The sequence below is a fragment of the Shimia sp. R9_3 genome (assembly GCF_017743755.1).
Classification (GTDB): Bacteria; Pseudomonadota; Alphaproteobacteria; order Rhodobacterales; family Rhodobacteraceae; genus Shimia.
In genome coordinates this window covers 829491-845167 of sequence record NZ_JAGHRP010000001.1, presented here as the reverse complement: position 1 = coordinate 845167, position 15677 = coordinate 829491, and the positions used below count along the sequence as shown (strand labels likewise).

The window sequence follows — 15677 nt, the reverse complement described above, 5'->3', positions numbered from 1 at the left end:
TGCATCACCGTGCTGAATCACGCACGCTCTTGACCTATCCGGAATGGCATATTGTTCACGCCTATGAAGATTACGCACGCGTCATCGAAATAGGCGACCCGCATGACTACCAGTTTCTCAAAGGTATTTCGGGGTTCTGGCGCTCGGTGTGCACCATGTCTCAGGCGTCAGGTACTCTTGGGCCTATTGAAGGCGCGACGAAGCAAATGGTTTACGTGATCGGCGTAAGCTTCACGGCTGAGTTGTTGGCTAAGGCAGCCTACGAAGAAACATTTGGTCGTCTTTTCTCGGCTCTCCGAGGTCCCTCCAGGGCCATTCTGGACGACGTTTCAGCGCAACAGGCGAAAGAGTACGCATCTTTTCTTCAACAGGTGCCTTGGTACAAATGGGATTTCCTCGCGGACGCGCAGGCTCTTGCAGAGGAGGACGCAAAAGAACTGAGAGACCGCGAGCGACGGATTGCCTTGGGGCTAGAATATCGCACCAAAGCCGCCTACGCTAAAGTGATAGACGCCGCTGTTGCGGGCGTTGGCGCTGACGCGCTCACCCTGCGCATGATTGTTGATGGCGTTTCACCCGAGACGCTGGAACGCTTCAATGGGATGACCGTTGTCGGTAAAACACGTTTCGGCATCGAAGTCGAAACGATACGTTACCGCGAACTCACACATCTCATTTTGGAAATGGCAAGTATTGGCGTTGAGTTTGTCGAGATCGCAGGAAATGATGACATCATGTTCACGACTATTTCGGAAAGTGATACCCAACCTAATGCGATCTACAGCGATGCCAGGCAGGGTTTTGAAAGCCATCGGCACATAATTTTGACAAAGGTTGCGAACCTGGCCTCCGATCTGCGAGCGCTGCAAGATGGAACTCAGCGGCTAGAGCATATCCATGACTACTAGAAGCGTTTTGTTGTCACTGGTGCTGCTTTTGTTTGGATGGCTGGGTATTCTTGGGGCGGTAACCCTGTTGACCGATGATGCACCTGCTGCGTTGGTCGTGTTTCCCAGCCAAGACTTCCTAGAGCGCATGCCAAAAGATGTGGCGATTTTGTCGGCCTCACCTTTTAGCGTGACACTGGCGTCCGAGAATGCGGGTCTGGCCATTCAACTGTACCAAAAGGGAGCATGGCTCGTTTTACCCGCCGGCCTTCAGGGCTGCTCGCGGTTTTCCTAGCTGCTTGCTAACTCGGACAGCACCTCAGCAGGAGCATCGCCCCACATTCCCGCAGTGGCTAAAGTGGCGGCGTCAAACTACTCGGACAGCCGCCACTGTTTACATCAGGCCGCCATCAGCTCGGCATCCAACTTCTCAAACATTGACACGTCCTCTTCCGCATTCTCAAACAGATGTCCGTAGACATCCATTGTCATCGTGATGGAAGCGTGACCAAGCAGTGTTTGGATCTTCTTGGGGTTCCAGCCTTGCTCGATGAACAAAGACGCTGCCGCATGGCGAAGGGCGTGGATGCCAAACTTGGCCTCCCCCATTTCATCAACGATACCCTCTTTGACAAGCATCGGTTTGAACACGCGGTTGTAGATGTTTGAATAGTTCTGCACCTTGCCGACAGAATTTGGGAACACCAGATCCAGCTTGCTTTCAGGCGCGTTAGCCTTCCACTCCCAAAGCTCTTCAAAGACCGTCGGGGCCATTGGGATCTCACGTGTGCCGGCACGGCTCTTCGGCAAACCGATTTCACAGTATTCATCTGCTCTCTGTCGGATTTGGATCACGCGCCGATCAAAATCGATCGCACCCCATGTCAGCCCCCTCAATTCAGAGATCCGCATGCCCGTGAAGATAGCTGTGATGAACATGGCACGATGTGACGCAGGCGCTTTCGCGATGATCGTTCTGATCTCCGCTTTGGTTGGCACATCCACGCGTTTCCCATCTGCGCGAGAACTACGATTAAGCTTCACTTCGGTTGCAACGTTGTGGCTGGCCCATTCGCGTTCAACCGCTTCGGTCAAAATGGCTCTGAGGCTCACCATGATCTTCTTCACCTGCGCACGCGACACATCACCATCAAGTAGATCATCCATGAAATCCCGGATATCGCCACGCGACAGCTCGGCGAGCAGGAGACCTCCTATCTTCGGTTCAATATGGATGCGCACATGGCTGCGATAGGCTTTCATTGTAGAGCGCTCAAGCTCATTGCGCTGGCAGGTTTTCAGCCAGCTTTGGCACGCGTCAGATACGGTTTTTGATGATTTGGACATGCGGATCTTTCCCTTGAATAGTTGTTGACCGATCTGTGCTAGTAATCGGCCTCGAAGCCTTCGGGCGATTTCCGAATATTTTCCGCAATTGTTGTCAAAATGCATCACTTTCTTAGATTGAAGCAGAACAGCCTGCCAGATACACCACCAATCCACCCGTTTATGTAGCCACAACATAGAGAGAACCCGTTGATACCAGCGTATGCCCTACTCACCCACGGTCAAAAACCAAATGGATCTATCCAACAGCACCCATCAGCCAAGCAACAACTCGCCAACCTTCAAGGCGCGGCAAATGAGTTGGGAGCTGCCGACAAGCTGCTCATATTCTACGACCATTCTCGCAGCTACAAATCGCTGACTGATCTGCCAACATTGTAAGAACTCTTAAAGAGTGTGAGAGAACAAAATAGCGCAGTTATCATCGACGATTTCCGCCGACTGTTTGCCCACTATTCTGGCGATAACACCGTGACACTTCTTGAAGAGTTGTTGCTATTCAAGAAAAACATAAGGGATCTCAAAACAGGCAAACTGCTAGGTGAGCTCCCTGAAACCCTGCTGAAGCAACTGTGCCTGGCTGAAAGACCGGTAAGATATGTCCGGACACCTATTCCCCGAAAAGCGATACTGAAGGCGGAACGTCACCTGAATACGCGAGACGCAGTCTATGCTTCCAGGAAGGTGAGATCCGACACAGCGGACCGCAAAGCTCATGAACTTGCCGAAGTGCGCGACCGCCTTGAACAAACACATGGAAACGCGCCCCACCAAGCGATAGCGGATGCTGCCAATGCTGAAGGGCTGCGCACCAGCCGCGGTAATCTATGGGGACCCGCAGGCGTCAGACGCCTGCTGAAGCGCCTGGAAGAAGTCGATGGAGATGAGGAAACACTTGCAGCAAGAGCAAAGGCATCTTTGCGGAAGAGAGACCAAGTGTAAGAGTTGAGTTGTCGGTTTGGCAGATTGTTTAAAGCTTCTGCCGCAATGGCACCAAAGCTTATACCGGGCTTTTGAGGGGAAACCCTTCAATTAAAAGCCACGACGCTCAGATAACATTCGCTTACCTGAAAAAGCCTACAAAACTCCCTGAGAACCCCGTGCTTTCCCCTTGGCAATTCCGCTATATTCGCGAACAAGGCGGAAGACGCGCAGCTTGTTAGGTTCTCGCCCACATGGTTTCCGAGTAACTGGGGGGGCTGACAGATCAGCATCCAACAAGCTTCACAAGATTGAGCGCAACGAGCAACAAAGCGAGAGGCACTGCTTTTCGCAAAATTAGCACGAATTACCAGTAGCGTACGGCTGGTACCTGCCCTAGGCAGACCTTACCCAACTACTTTTGGGGGCGAAGGGTCGCGCTTCGCCCGAAGGTCTGCTGCGCGGACAAACTAACCGTCGATGTTCTTGGTCCGAAGGACCGCTTCGCCCGCATTTGAGCCGGCCTCTGTGCCAATTCCAACTGGGCCGCCCATAAACGCTGCGACACATCGGAGTTCTGAGATGAGCCCCTGAGCGGCCGACGCCGTAAAGGGCTAATGGCTGAGTTATAGCTGAAACGCTTCAAGTATCAGTCGCTTTGTTCTGACTGAAAGTATCCCAGAAACATATCGACGCAGGCCTCGATCAATTCAGACTTACTCTTAGGCAATGGCAAAGGCGTGCCAAAATACATCAATCGATCATGCATTAGAGACTTCACCATGGAAACCAACATACGAGCAGCAATCGCGGTATCGTCCTGTTTCAGTCCGCCCTTGTTCATCGCTTCACCTATGAACACCTGAATCGGATGGTCCTGTGACGTGATCTGGGTCAGCGCCATTTGTGCCAGGTCATGGTCGCGCATAAGCTCGCCCATGGTCATCCGGTACAGCTGGATCATGTCCGGTGTTGTGATGTGGTCGATGTATTGTGTGGTCACAGCGATCAGCTGATCTCGAATCGGACGCTCGGGATTATACGGCAGCTTTTCGAGATTCGCCTCGCTGAAAGTCAGCTCCACGATCTCTGCAAATAAAGCCTCTTTGTTCTCGAAATGCTTGTAGAGCGTGCGCGATGAGACACCTGCTTCTTTGGCGATTTGCGTGAACGTCGCGGCCATAACGCCTTTAGTTGAAAACACTTTTATGCCTGCTTGCAGGATGTCTTGGTGCTTTCGCTCATGGAGTTCTTTTTGGCTTTCACTCAATTGTAAATGAATCTCTTTACAGTTAGCATATTCGTCTATATGTAAACGATGTCATTTACAAGCTCAAGCTCCAAAGGAGATCCAAATGCCAAGTCGTTTCATGTCCTTCTCGATCATGGCTGTCATGGCGGCAGGAATGCTCGCGATCACCGGACCGCAAGCAGTAAACGCTGCGAGTGATACTACGTCAGAGGCAGCTCAGGCCGAACTCACCGAGCAGGCCGCAGGCTTTATCTCTTCGGTGCTCAGCCCAAAACAGAATAGCCCGCGGCCCAGCACTCCGGCCGATTTCGGGATGGTGGCAGAGGACGTTGAGTTCCAGACCTCCGATGGCGTGACCCTACGCGGGTGGTTGATCAAGGGCGGTACGGACAAAGTTGCAATCCAGTCCCATTTCGTACTTGCAAACCGCAGTGGTGCCCCCGAGGGCCGGGGTGGCGACGTCGCCAATCTGAGCATGACAGCCAAGGCCTTCCATGACGCCGGATATACCGTTCTGATGTTTGACGCCCGAAACCATGGGGAAAGCGATAAAGGTCCGATTCCCTTTGCCATGGGAACCCAGCAAGACAGCCGCGATTACGTGGCGGCTGTTGATTTCATCACCAGCCTTCCCGGCTACGAAAACGCCTCAATCGGTGTGACGGGAATGTGTTTCGGGGCCAGCGCATTGCCCGGAGCCTTTGCACTGGACGACGGCCTTGCCAGTCGGGAAAACGTCAAGGCGATCACGATCATCCAGCCTGGCACATGGGGTCAGCTCATGCGCGGCGTTCTTGGCGATACCATGGTGGATGAGATCAACCGCCAGCTTGCCGCAGTGGGCAGCGATGACATGGACCTGGACAGCAAGCCGAATACGGCATCGATCAATGTGCCTGTCATGCTGATGCAGAACCAGAACGATCCGCTGGGCAGCCAAGCCTATACAAATGACTACTTCGATGCGATCCCGACTGAGAAAACCCTGCATTGGATCGATGGTCCTGCCGACAGGGGCTATGCGTATAGGCATATTACCGAACACCCCGAGCCTTTGGTTCAGTGGTTCGACCAGCATCTCAACTAAGCGGATGTAGAGGCTTAAAAGGTGACTGCGAAAAAACCGCAGTCATTCTCGGTACCTCCGACGGGTTGGGCGAGGAAACCGCCCGCCCGCTGGCCGCAAACGGGCCATTTGCGATCGCCAGATCGCGGCTCGTCTACCTCAATAAAACGTTTGAAAAGGAGTGCCAGCAATGAACGCTAAATCACTTGCGGCTGTCGCGGCCATTGCACTGCCGTCGCTCGCTTTCGCTGACGGTCATGACGTCGCTTTGGAGTTCGTCGAAGGCAGAATTTGTCTGTCTGCATCTCCCTTCACCAAAATCCAAAGGATGATCCCATGAAATACAAGAGCCTCGGAAATACCGGTCTCTATGTGTCGGAGTTGACGCTCGGAACCATGACCTTCTCCGAAGGCGGCGGCAGCTATGCCGATGTGCTCGGAGCCACCGGACAAGAACTGGCAACCCGCATGGTGGACCTGGCGATTGAGGCCGGCATCAACATCTTCGACACCGCCAATGTCTATAGCGCGGGCGAGTCAGAAACCCTGCTTGGCAAGGCTCTGGGCGCGCGGCGCAAAGACGCCGTCATCGCGACCAAGCTTTATGGCACAGAGGGCACCGGGCCGAACGATCTGGGCACAAGCCGCCTTGCCATCATGCGCGAAGTCGAAGCCAGCCTGACCCGTCTGGGCACCGACTATATCGACCTCTATCAGGTCCACAGCTTTGATCCCACAACGCCGCTGGAAGAAACACTGCGGGCGATGGATGATCTCGTCCGTCAGGGCAAGGTGCGCTACATCGGGCTGTCCAACTTCAGCGCATGGCAGATTGCCAAGGCTGACGGGGTGGCCAAGCTTATGGGAACCGAAAAGTTCTGCTCGGTCCAGTCTTACTATTCTCTGGTCGGACGCGCGCTGGAGCGCGAAATCATCCCCGCCGCCATGGATCTAGGGCTGGGAACGCTGATCTGGAGCCCGCTGGCCGGTGGCTTCCTGAGCGGAAAATTCACCCGTGAAGGCCAAGAGAAGTCTGCGCGTCGGGCCAATATCCCCTTCCCGCCAATCGACATGGACAAGGGGTATGATGTTGTCGACGTGCTGGCCAAGATCGCCGCAAACAATGAGGTTTCGGTTGCGCAGGTCGCACTGGCGTGGCTGCTGCACAAGCCGGGTGTCACAAGCGTTATTGTTGGCGCACGCAAGGAATCCCAACTTGTCGATAATCTCGGCGCGACAAACGTCGCGTTGAGCGATGATGAAATCGCGCAATTGGATGCCGTGAGCGCGCTCGAGCCCGAGTATCCAAACTACATGCCCAAAGCTGACCGCGGGGACGATCTTATGGGTCGTCTGCGGAATGACGCATAATTCTGGCGCTCACTCCAACCAACCAGAAAAAGGAGTATTACCATGATCAAATTTTCACGACGCAGCGTCATCCAAACCGCCTCCATTGCCTCTCTGTTGTCTGTTGCAGGTTGGGGGGCGAAGGCAAAACAAACGTCACACTCCTCCACCGAGGGGCTTTCTGATACGCCGCTGACGGCAGGTAAAAACAAGGTGACGTTCAAATCCTTTGGTGTGGATTTGGTAGGCGATCTTTACCTGCCCGAAGGCTTTGACGCTTCGAAGAAATACAAAGCCATCGTGGGCGCCAGCCCGTTCCCACAAGTCAAGGAGCAGGTTCCGGGAACCTACGGCCCTGAAATGGCGGCCCGTGGCTTCATCTATCTCGGCTTCGACTACCTCGGCATGGGTGAGTCCCCGGCGCTTGCGGGCGAGTTCATGCAGTCCCGCTACATGTTCCGTCTGATCGAGAACACATGGGATGCGGTGTCCTTCCTCGGCACGCTGCCCTTCGTTGAAGAGATCCACGGTCTTGGTGTCTGTCAGGGCGGCACGATCATCGCTTCCGCCGCGGTGACCGACCATCGCATCAAGAAAATCGCATTGATCTCGGGGATGATGGCGGTGGATACGCGCCAGTGGAGCAACCGGGAGAGGGTCAACCAGCAGATCGCGGCTGCAAATGCCTCAATGCAGAAGCAATTCGAGACTGGCGAGCCGGACTACGTCGCGCCTTTCCTCCTGAATGACGAAATGTCCCGGGAGGAGTACATTGAGGTAGCTGGCCATCCGATGGTGGGTGAGACCTATGACTACTATGGTCGCGACGGGGCCAAAGGGCCGGTTGCGGTTCCGAACTACACCAACATGCACATCGGCGATCAGGGCATGCAGTCGCTGTTCTCGATCTGTGAAGCTTATGCTAACAAGATCACGCAGCCTTCGCTGACCATCTACGGCACACACGCTTCGACAGCGGCATGCTCGACCGAATTTGTTGCAAAGCTGACCAATGACCACCAAGAGCTGGCATTCGACGACTTCAGCCACGTGGACTTCTACTACAAGCCCGAGGCCGTCAAAGCCTCGACCGATGCGGTGGCAGAGTTCTTCAACGCATAAAACTATCAGGCAGAGGCCAGCAGATGGCTTCTGCCTTGCTCCTGCTTGTGATCGCGGGATCGTCTGCCTCTACAAAGCGTTTCAAAGGGAGTACTACCAATGAACCATAAATCACTTGCTGCTGTCGCGGCCATTGCACTGCCGTCGCTCGCTTTCGCTGACGGGCATGAAGTCGCGGTGGAGTTCGTCGAAGGCAACCAGATCACAATCTACAGCCCAACACACGCGACTGTGCATACGCAGGTCGAAATCGAAGCACCCGCGGCCGTTGTGTGGGACGTGCTCATGGACGAAGATAAATCCTGGAGCCCCAGCTTCATTCGCTTTGACGGCCCCATGGAAGAAGGTGCAAGTGTCGACGTGACCTTGCGCGATGTATTCGGCACCAACAATGGTGAAGATAGGACCCTCACCTTTGAATGGTCGTTTGAAGAAGGCCGTAGGATCGGTTGGAGCGGTCCAAGCGCGTCGGGCGGCCCATTCTCAGACAATCACCAGTTTGTTCTGATGCCCGTCGATGAAGATACCACTCTCTTCGTCCAAAGCGATGATGTGACAAGCACGGACACGACCGTCACCGACCTGTCAAGCGAAGGCACCGTTGGATTTCTCCAGGCGCTCGTGACGCAAAACTACATGCCGTTCAACAACGCGCTAAAGGCTGAAGCCGAGAAACAGTATCAGGCTCAGTAACTTAGGGCGACCAACCGCCATGCATTTTCCCCCGCGGGGTGCATGGCGGGGAGTTTTTGGCAGGGATTTATGGCAATGAACCCACACGCAAAGACGGTATGCGTCGCAGGCGCCAGCGGCTTTCTGGGTTTGCATCTTGTGAAAGAGGCCCTGGCGCTCGACTTTCGAGTATGCAGTACAGGGCGACACAGTTTACGTCGCCAGTCGACTTGAAACGACAACAAGACGACTTGGGGCGTTACTTGCAGTAGTCGTTCAAAATAGCTCCGCACACAGGCGATCTTTTCAGCAGGAGTCATTCGGTTTCCATGCTTTTGCTATCGTGGCGACCATCGCCGCGCGTCTCACAGGCGGTTCAGGTGCCCATTTTGTAGTGCGCCATGAACATAGCAACGCAGTCGGCCAGCACCTCTTTTGGCGTCGGATTTTCGCCCAGAAAGAACTCAGGCCAGAAGAAGAAGCCTTTGACGAGCACCAGGAGCTGATTGGTCGCGAAACCCGGGTCGGCTTTGCGGATCACACCTGCGTTCATGGCCTCAGAGATCAGCCTCGTTATTGGATAGTCGTGGGTTTCGCTTTCATTGAAGAACTTCTGCGACCGTTCAAGGTCGCGGATCAGTTCCGACAGCACCATCCGGTTCAATCCGATGGCGGTCTCTTCGGTGATCACTTCAATGTAACGCCACAAGGCGTCCTTTAACTGCTGGGCGAAGTCACGACCCGGGTCATAGGGCACGGGCTCCATGCAATTGTTTCGCTCGATCATGATCTCCGAAATCGCTTCGAACAGGGCCTCTTTGCTGTCGAAGTGATTGTAGAGCGTGCGCGATGAAACCTGCGCCCGTTTGGCAATTGACGTTGTCGTTGCCCCGAGGAATCCCTGCTCACGGAACTCTTCGATGGCTGCGTCGATGATATCTTTTCGTTTCTTTTCAGTGCGTTTCACGATTTCTATCCCAAAAGTAAAGAGGTCTCTTTACAAGAGCTGCCCGCCCCCTTAAGTAAAGGTTACTGTTTACTTAGGCAAGGCGAAAAACCAAGCCACCCGAACAAGGGGAGCATGACCATGATCAAATTCACAAGACGGCGCCTCCTCCAGACCGCCTCGACCGCTTCCTTGCTCTCGCTCGCGGGCTTGAGCGCAAACGCAAGCCAATCTTCTCAATCCTCTACAGAAGGACTTACTCACATGACCCTCAAAGCTGGCAAAAACTCTGTCACCTTCAAATCCTACGGCGTTGACTTGGCGGGCGATCTGTACCTGCCCGAAGGGTTTGATCCGTCCAAGAAATACAAGACCATCGTCGGCGCGAGCCCCTTCCCGCAGGTCAAGGGACAGATCCCGGCGACCTACGGTCCGGAAATGGCTGCACGCGGCTTCATCTATCTGGGCTTTGACTATCTGGGCATGGGCGACAGCCCGGCGCTGCCCGGCGAATTCATGCAATCGCGCTACAATTTCCGCCTGATTGAAAACACCTGGGACGCGGTATCCTATCTGGGCACGCTGCCCTTCGTGGATGAGATCTATGGCCTCGGCGTGTGCCAGGGCGGCCAGACCATCGCCTCGGCCGCCGTGACCGACCACCGCATCAAGAAAATCGCCATGGTCTCGGGCATGATGGCCTCGGACGCGTTCCAGTGGACCGACCGGGATATGGCCCATCAGATAATCGCGGCTTCCAACGCTTCGATGCAGAAACAGTACGAAACCGGTGAGGCGGACTATGTTTGGCCGATCGTCCTAAACGACGACATGACGCGGGAAGAGTTCAACGCCCTTGGTATCCCGATGTCGGACGACACCTATAACTACTACGGTAAAGATGGCGTTGCTGGTCCTGGTAAGGTCAAGAACTTCACCCTCGAACACATCGGCGACCAGCCCATGCAGTCGCTGTTCTCGATCTGTGAACACTATGCCGACAAGATCACGCAGCCGTCGCTGACCATTTACAGCCCAACGGCCGTTACAGCGATTTGCTCGATCAACTTCGTCGAAAAGCTGACAAACGATCACAAAGAGCTGACCTTTGATGAGTTCAGCCACGTGGACTTCTACTGGAAGCCTGAAGCCGTCAAAGCATCCTGTGATGCGACGGCAGAGTTCTTCAACGCGTAAGGCTGAACCGTCCAAACGCACGGATCTGGCGATCATAAGCGGCAGGTCCGTGCGACATCAGAAAGGCCTGCAATATGCCAAAGGCATCCCTGTGGGACATGGTGAGTGGCATTCCGAAACTGATCATCGGAACCGCCATTCACCCATTACGACGCGCCTTGAGAGGTCCAATGAAACAACCTGAAACCCAATCCGAGCTGGCCGATTTGGTCAATCAGACTCGGGTCCATGACATCCGTGCGGGGTATACGCACCGTTTCATCCGATTGATGTTCGTGACCGTTGATGACCGCGTTTTCTGCCGCCGCTATCAGTACGGCGAACCATCTTGGCACGGCGTTTTCCTCTCCGACCCGCGCGGGCAGATCAGGTTGGATGGTGTCGAGGCATACATCAACGCCGCCCTGCCGCAGGATATGGATTACATCATCCCGGCGGTCGATCAGGCCTACGCCGATGCCCTGAAGAAGCTGGGAGCCAGTCACATGCTGGCGGGCGCGGTTGAGAAAAGGGCGCAAGACAGCACGCTTGAAATCTTCTTTTCCGGCGGGCCGGTCCCCGCGTGACTCGGAGAACCCTCCGGGAACAAGGCAAACACGCCATTTGAAAGAGATGGCTGGTGCTGAAGAACGATGTAACCACGACCAAGGGAAATCCCTTCGGCCACGAAGACTGGAAGCTGAAATGCCTTTTGACAAAAATTCCACCACCGAAGACGTGTTGGCCAGCATCGACCTGAGCGGCAAAACCGTTCTGATCACTGGCGGCTCAACGGGGCTGGGGGCCGAAACCGCGCGTGCGCTGGCTTCCAAAGGGGCTTCTGTCACCATCGTGGCACGCTCTGCCGAAAAGCTGGCCAAAACAGCCGAAAGCATCAAGGCGGACACCGGCCAAGACGTCGAAACTGCCTCGCTGGAGCTGGACAAGCCCGAGACCATCCGTGCCTTTGCCAAGAGCTGGCTGGCCAGCCACGACAAACTCGACATCCTGATCAACAATGCAGGCATCATGGCAACGCCCCTGGCGCGCACCAAGGAAGGCTGGGAAAGCCAGTTTGCCACCAACCATCTGGGCCATTTCCTGCTGACCAACCTGCTGGCTGCGCCGCTGAAGGCTGCGGGTGCAGCGCGGGTGATCAACCTGTCCTCGGGCGGGCATTGGTTCTCTCCTGTCGATCTGGAAGACCCGAATTTCGAGCGACGCGACTACGACCCGCTGGGGTCCTACGGGCAATCCAAGACGGCCAATATCTGGTTGTCGATTGAGGTCGGACGCCGTTGGGCGGAAGACGGCGTGACCAGCTTTGCCGTGCATCCCGGTGGGATCGCAACCGAGCTGGGACGCAATCTGGATCCGAGCGTTGCCCCGATGTTGGAGCAGATGATGGCCACCCCGGGTCTTCTGAAATCCATCCCGCAAGGGGCCGCGACATCCTGCTGGGCGGCCACCAGCCCCGAGCTGAACGGCAAGACCGGCCTCTATCTGGAAGACTGCCACATCAGCGAACCCGGCACCGACCCGATGACCGGCGGCCGTGCCCCGCATGCCTATGCCGCCGAGAGCGCCGTGCGGCTCTGGGACCTGTCGAACGGCCTGCTGGGTACGGGTTTCTGGCCGCGTTTGCATCAATGGCAGCTTGCTGTATTAGGGAGCGACGGGCTGCATAGCCAAATTGGGGGGGCATGAGTTGGCTGATTTTGTTTCGGCGACGTTGACTGGCATTACTCTGGGGCTGGCGGCAGGACTGGCCCCTGGCCCCCTGATGACCTTAGTTATCACTCAAACCATGCGGCACGGTTTTAAGGAGGGTCTTTTGGTTGCCGCATCGCCGCTTGTCACAGACATTCCCATTGTACTTACATTGTTCTTTATACTTCGAGAACTCCCTGATCAGGTCCTTGGCGTTCTTGGCATGGCTGGTGCGATCTATGCTCTGTTTTTGGCATACGAGACTGCAAAGGCAGACTCTGTTGGTGATGTCTCATCAGCTTCGACACCCGCGTCTCTGAGAAAGGGGGTAATTGCCAATTTTTTGAGCCCGCACCCCTATCTTTTCTGGATCACTGTCGGCGTTCCATACGTGCTCGCTGCTTCCGAACGTTCAGCAATTGCACCTTGGGGGTTTATTGTCGGCCTCTATTTTCTGTTGGTCGGCTCCAAAGTAGGTGTCGCAGCTCTTGTTGGGCAGTACCGTACTTTGCTCACTGGCAGGGCTTATCCTTATGTCATGCGCGGGTTGGCTGTCGCATTAGTCGTTTTTGCATTTCTTCTCTTCCAAGAAGGGCTAAGCTTGATAACCAATAGCGAACACTGAGTTAAAGCAGCCATTCACTCACTGCGCAGCATCAGTCGATATGGGCTCTGAGCTACCGCTCGCCGCAATCAGTTTGTAGGTCCGCTTTCAATAATCGCCTTTACTTTGCGCAGTCCGGTCTCTTCGCTTGGCTCCTATAGCTGCATCGCGCAGCATCGTTCAAAGCTAATCAGTGTGCGCCTTTCCCCGAAGCACACCCGAGCGGTATTCAAAAGCGATCAACAAATCGCAGGTCGCGCGACTGCCCCAAACCCAGCCATTCTCCCCACCAGGGAAAGGCTAGCTCGCCACTCTAATGATGACTTGCCACGCCCTCTGACAGGAAGTCCTAGCCAGCTTCACTAGCATATATGAGGCATTCCCTGCCCTATTCGCCTGGCCGGCCTCCAATCCTTATAGAGGCGCTTTCTCAAAACAGGACTGAGCGTGCCCGACTATGTCTGTGCATCATCTCGAAACGCCACGCTGGCTCACCCAAGGCGCCATATCGGCCGGAGCTGCGCCATTTGCAAAAGACAATCGGCAATGACCAAACAGTCCTACGACGAAGAAACCGCCCGCGCATACTTAGCGGTCGAATATCCCTCATGCCCAGAAGATCAAATCCCGTTTCTCGTCCAGAAACTTACGGCAAGGGAATGGGAGAACGCTCCCCTTCCGAAAGCAACAGGAATCGTTGTCACCAATCACATCCGCCACACGCTGACGGTCTATGAGGCTTTGATGAAGCGTTACAAACTGAGCCGCAGTCAAGCGCGTTTGTGGGTTTCTGACGAGGTCAATGCAATGACCACAGCATGGCGCGAAGGAGCGCCCATACGAGCGCTGAGGAGAGCCAGAAAGCGTCGCAAACACAAACCAGCGCCCAAGGCAGCGGATCACACCAGAGAGCTCTGAACGCGCGCAGAACGCTCCTACGGAGACACCCAACAAGCAAAGTCTTTTCCCTCAAATACCGCAGAGAAGGACTTGTCTGTGCGCACTATCACATCGCATCGAAACAACATCACGAGGTGATAGAAAATGACCGCCAGCCCAACCGCTACGATGCTTGCCCAAGCCATTGACGCATCGGACATGACACAAAAGGAAATCGCTGACCGGATTGGTATGAAGAACGCCAACGTCATCAGCATGATGAAACAAGGGATCACAAGAGTCCCGTTGGGTCGTATCCCGGCTCTTTCTGAAACCTTGCAGATCAACGCGCAGAATTTCCTCATGACCGCCATTGAGGAATATCATCCAACAACCCACGAAGTCTTGGCGGATGTTCTTGGACTACCTTTGAGTGAAACCGAAATGAGATTGCTTGAACTCCTGAGGACGACCGAAGCAAGCGGGTTCATTGATGTGATTGGCCCACTATGGAGACACATGGAAAGACTTTTAGAGTTGGTGACCGAGGAGAGGACATGAACCAGATTAGCTAGACTTAAGCGAGCCCCAAAGCTTCACGCTATCGCTCTAGCGACGCTCTTCGCCTGGCTCGGCTACGCCTCACAGCTCAAGCGTCGAGGAATTGGCCTACATTCGGTTCAAGCGATCCTTCGGATCGTTTCCCTCATTCGGCCAATTCCATTTCTTTCAGAGAACGAGTGATCGGTAGTTGTCATTAGACAATAGGAAACAATTACCATCTCTCGACGGCCGTCAATCAGAACCAAAACAAGGTTTACCCATAGCGTCGCACCGGGCTCCAAGTGTTTTGTATCAGGTGTCGAAGAACTCACGGAAGATTACAAAGTCTTCGATGTTGGGCTCATATCCCAAAGACTTGGTCACGTAGTCTGCGACCGTTGTAGAGTCGGCGACTGAAGCTTTAATCAACTCCACATCTGAAGAACCGCTCGGAACGAGCTTGGACCAAGTTCTTTTGACAATGCGGTTGAAATCGTTGCTCGCGCCGAGATCTCGGATTTGATCAGACGTCAGCTGCAAGAGCAAATGCCAGTGCGGATTGACACCAGCTTTTTCAGGGAACGCAATCCAGTTGATGCGCTCATCATAGCGCTTCAACCATTTCGGCCCCACAATCTCTCGATTCACTCTGCCATCCCAATTCCGCAGGCGGTCTTTCATGCGTTCGCGCTTGAAACTTTGGTCGTTTGTCGTGAGCGTGACCAGATGTGTAAAATACATAGGACCAAGCCATTCACGCATCGCATCACGAATACTTATCTGGTTCCGGTAACCGAATTGTTTGGGGGAGCAGTTCATGTAAACATTATATCAAAACGCTAAAACGGGGTGAAGGGTTTTCCCTGAAAAACAGGGACTTAACCCAATCATCCGACAGAAGCAGCTATCTTATACAGCCGCACGCGCGCGGCATGACTTTATGTTGTTACAACATAAATGACACATAGGCACCCCCAAGCAAAAGAGCACGGGTCGCATACAGATCCACACAGCTAGAAGCAGCCACGCAATAAATACCAGGCAATGTCAGAATTCCGACGCTTCTACATATTCTGATCAGGCTTAAATGGTGCCCGGGGGCGGAATCGAACCACCGACACGAGGATTTTCAATCCACTGCTCTACCCCTGAGCTACCCGGGCACGGGAAGGCTGTTCGCCTTGGGTGGGGTGCTTCTATGT

At 54.5% G+C, this 15677-nt stretch carries 17 protein-coding genes and 1 tRNA gene; 13 read left to right on the top strand and 5 right to left on the bottom strand.

Translation table 11 applies throughout. The features are described 5' to 3' along the window. The first annotated feature begins 29 nt into the window (after positions 1-29). Both J7412_RS03960 and J7412_RS03955 read left to right on the top strand, forming a co-directional pair. Positions 30-908, top strand: coding sequence for a hypothetical protein (locus J7412_RS03960; protein ID WP_348540456.1), 879 nt, complete (start codon positions 30-32; stop codon positions 906-908). 19 nt (positions 909-927) lie between these two features. Next, complete coding sequence (locus tag J7412_RS03955) at positions 928-1182, top strand: hypothetical protein (RefSeq protein ID WP_348540458.1); 255 nt, start codon at positions 928-930, stop codon at positions 1180-1182. 104 nt (positions 1183-1286) lie between these two features. Here the strand turns inward: J7412_RS03955 and J7412_RS03950 are convergent, their stop codons facing one another. Continuing rightward, the gene (locus J7412_RS03950) at positions 1287-2339 is read right to left on the bottom strand and encodes a site-specific integrase (protein ID WP_247743733.1); all 1053 of its coding nucleotides are present in this window, start codon (positions 2337-2339) and stop codon (positions 1287-1289) included. Positions 2340-2705: 366 nt separating this feature from the next. Between J7412_RS03950 and J7412_RS03945 the strand changes: the two genes are divergently transcribed. Continuing rightward, positions 2706-3176: a hypothetical protein gene (locus J7412_RS03945; RefSeq protein ID WP_209077261.1), complete on the top strand. Its 471-nt coding sequence runs from the start codon at positions 2706-2708 to the stop codon at positions 3174-3176. Positions 3177-3804: 628 nt separating this feature from the next. On the opposite strand, the gene J7412_RS03940 is transcribed toward J7412_RS03945, so the two are convergent. Beyond that, positions 3805-4425: a TetR/AcrR family transcriptional regulator gene (locus J7412_RS03940; protein WP_209077259.1), complete on the bottom strand. Its 621-nt coding sequence runs from the start codon at positions 4423-4425 to the stop codon at positions 3805-3807. A gap of 85 nt (positions 4426-4510) precedes the next feature. Between J7412_RS03940 and J7412_RS03935 the strand changes: the two genes are divergently transcribed. The 4 genes from J7412_RS03935 (at position 4511) to J7412_RS03920 (ending at position 8638) form a co-directional block, all read left to right on the top strand. Beyond that, positions 4511-5494, top strand: a complete 984-nt coding sequence (locus J7412_RS03935) for a hypothetical protein (RefSeq protein WP_209077257.1) — start codon at positions 4511-4513, stop codon at positions 5492-5494. Between the two features lie 315 nt (positions 5495-5809). Continuing rightward, a complete protein-coding gene (locus J7412_RS03930; protein ID WP_209077255.1) occupies positions 5810-6844 on the top strand; it encodes an aldo/keto reductase in 1035 nt (344 codons plus the stop codon). A 42-nt stretch (positions 6845-6886) separates the two neighbouring features. Next, complete coding sequence (locus J7412_RS03925) at positions 6887-7945, top strand: hypothetical protein (protein WP_209077252.1); 1059 nt, start codon at positions 6887-6889, stop codon at positions 7943-7945. A gap of 99 nt (positions 7946-8044) precedes the next feature. Then, complete coding sequence (locus J7412_RS03920) at positions 8045-8638, top strand: SRPBCC family protein (RefSeq protein ID WP_209077250.1); 594 nt, start codon at positions 8045-8047, stop codon at positions 8636-8638. A 355-nt stretch (positions 8639-8993) separates the two neighbouring features. On the opposite strand, the gene J7412_RS03915 is transcribed toward J7412_RS03920, so the two are convergent. Then, positions 8994-9584, bottom strand: coding sequence for a TetR/AcrR family transcriptional regulator (locus J7412_RS03915; protein ID WP_209077248.1), 591 nt, complete (start codon positions 9582-9584; stop codon positions 8994-8996). Positions 9585-9827: 243 nt separating this feature from the next. Here J7412_RS03915 and J7412_RS03910 point away from each other — a divergent pair, with 243 nt between their 5' ends. The 6 genes from J7412_RS03910 (at position 9828) to J7412_RS03885 (ending at position 14493) form a co-directional block, all read left to right on the top strand. Then, positions 9828-10760: an alpha/beta hydrolase gene (locus J7412_RS03910; RefSeq protein WP_209077246.1), complete on the top strand. Its 933-nt coding sequence runs from the start codon at positions 9828-9830 to the stop codon at positions 10758-10760. Between the two features lie 170 nt (positions 10761-10930). After that, complete coding sequence (locus J7412_RS03905; RefSeq protein ID WP_209077244.1) at positions 10931-11326, top strand: DUF2255 family protein; 396 nt, start codon at positions 10931-10933, stop codon at positions 11324-11326. Positions 11327-11444: 118 nt separating this feature from the next. Further along, on the top strand, positions 11445-12446 hold the full coding sequence (locus J7412_RS03900) for an SDR family NAD(P)-dependent oxidoreductase (protein ID WP_209077242.1): 1002 nt from the start codon (positions 11445-11447) through the stop codon (positions 12444-12446). 1 nt (position 12447) lies between these two features. Further along, positions 12448-13074, top strand: a complete 627-nt coding sequence (locus tag J7412_RS03895) for a LysE family transporter (protein ID WP_209077240.1) — start codon at positions 12448-12450, stop codon at positions 13072-13074. Between the two features lie 525 nt (positions 13075-13599). Then, positions 13600-13971 carry a DUF2293 domain-containing protein gene (locus J7412_RS03890; protein ID WP_209077238.1) on the top strand — a complete coding sequence of 124 codons (372 nt, stop codon included), beginning with the start codon at positions 13600-13602 and terminating at the stop codon, positions 13969-13971. Positions 13972-14097: 126 nt separating this feature from the next. Beyond that, complete coding sequence (locus J7412_RS03885) at positions 14098-14493, top strand: helix-turn-helix transcriptional regulator (RefSeq protein ID WP_209077236.1); 396 nt, start codon at positions 14098-14100, stop codon at positions 14491-14493. Between the two features lie 294 nt (positions 14494-14787). On the opposite strand, the gene J7412_RS03880 is transcribed toward J7412_RS03885, so the two are convergent. Further along, positions 14788-15294, bottom strand: a complete 507-nt coding sequence (locus tag J7412_RS03880) for a hypothetical protein (RefSeq protein ID WP_209077234.1) — start codon at positions 15292-15294, stop codon at positions 14788-14790. A gap of 269 nt (positions 15295-15563) precedes the next feature. Then, a tRNA-Phe gene (locus J7412_RS03875) sits at positions 15564-15638 on the bottom strand. Positions 15639-15677 lie beyond the last annotated feature (39 nt).

Coding starts and splice junctions, on each gene's coding strand:
- J7412_RS03950 (WP_247743733.1), bottom strand. CDS start 2,339: ATGCATTTTGACAACAATTGCGGAAAATATTCGGAAATCGCCCGAAGG.
- J7412_RS03935 (WP_209077257.1), top strand. CDS start 4,511: ATGCCAAGTCGTTTCATGTCCTTCTCGATCATGGCTGTCATGGCGGCA.
- J7412_RS03930 (WP_209077255.1), top strand. CDS start 5,810: ATGAAATACAAGAGCCTCGGAAATACCGGTCTCTATGTGTCGGAGTTG.
- J7412_RS03925 (WP_209077252.1), top strand. CDS start 6,887: ATGATCAAATTTTCACGACGCAGCGTCATCCAAACCGCCTCCATTGCC.
- J7412_RS03920 (WP_209077250.1), top strand. CDS start 8,045: ATGAACCATAAATCACTTGCTGCTGTCGCGGCCATTGCACTGCCGTCG.
- J7412_RS03910 (WP_209077246.1), top strand. CDS start 9,828: ATGACCCTCAAAGCTGGCAAAAACTCTGTCACCTTCAAATCCTACGGC.
- J7412_RS03905 (WP_209077244.1), top strand. CDS start 10,931: ATGAAACAACCTGAAACCCAATCCGAGCTGGCCGATTTGGTCAATCAG.
- J7412_RS03900 (WP_209077242.1), top strand. CDS start 11,445: ATGCCTTTTGACAAAAATTCCACCACCGAAGACGTGTTGGCCAGCATC.
- J7412_RS03890 (WP_209077238.1), top strand. CDS start 13,600: ATGACCAAACAGTCCTACGACGAAGAAACCGCCCGCGCATACTTAGCG.
- J7412_RS03885 (WP_209077236.1), top strand. CDS start 14,098: ATGACCGCCAGCCCAACCGCTACGATGCTTGCCCAAGCCATTGACGCA.
- J7412_RS03880 (WP_209077234.1), bottom strand. CDS start 15,294: ATGAACTGCTCCCCCAAACAATTCGGTTACCGGAACCAGATAAGTATT.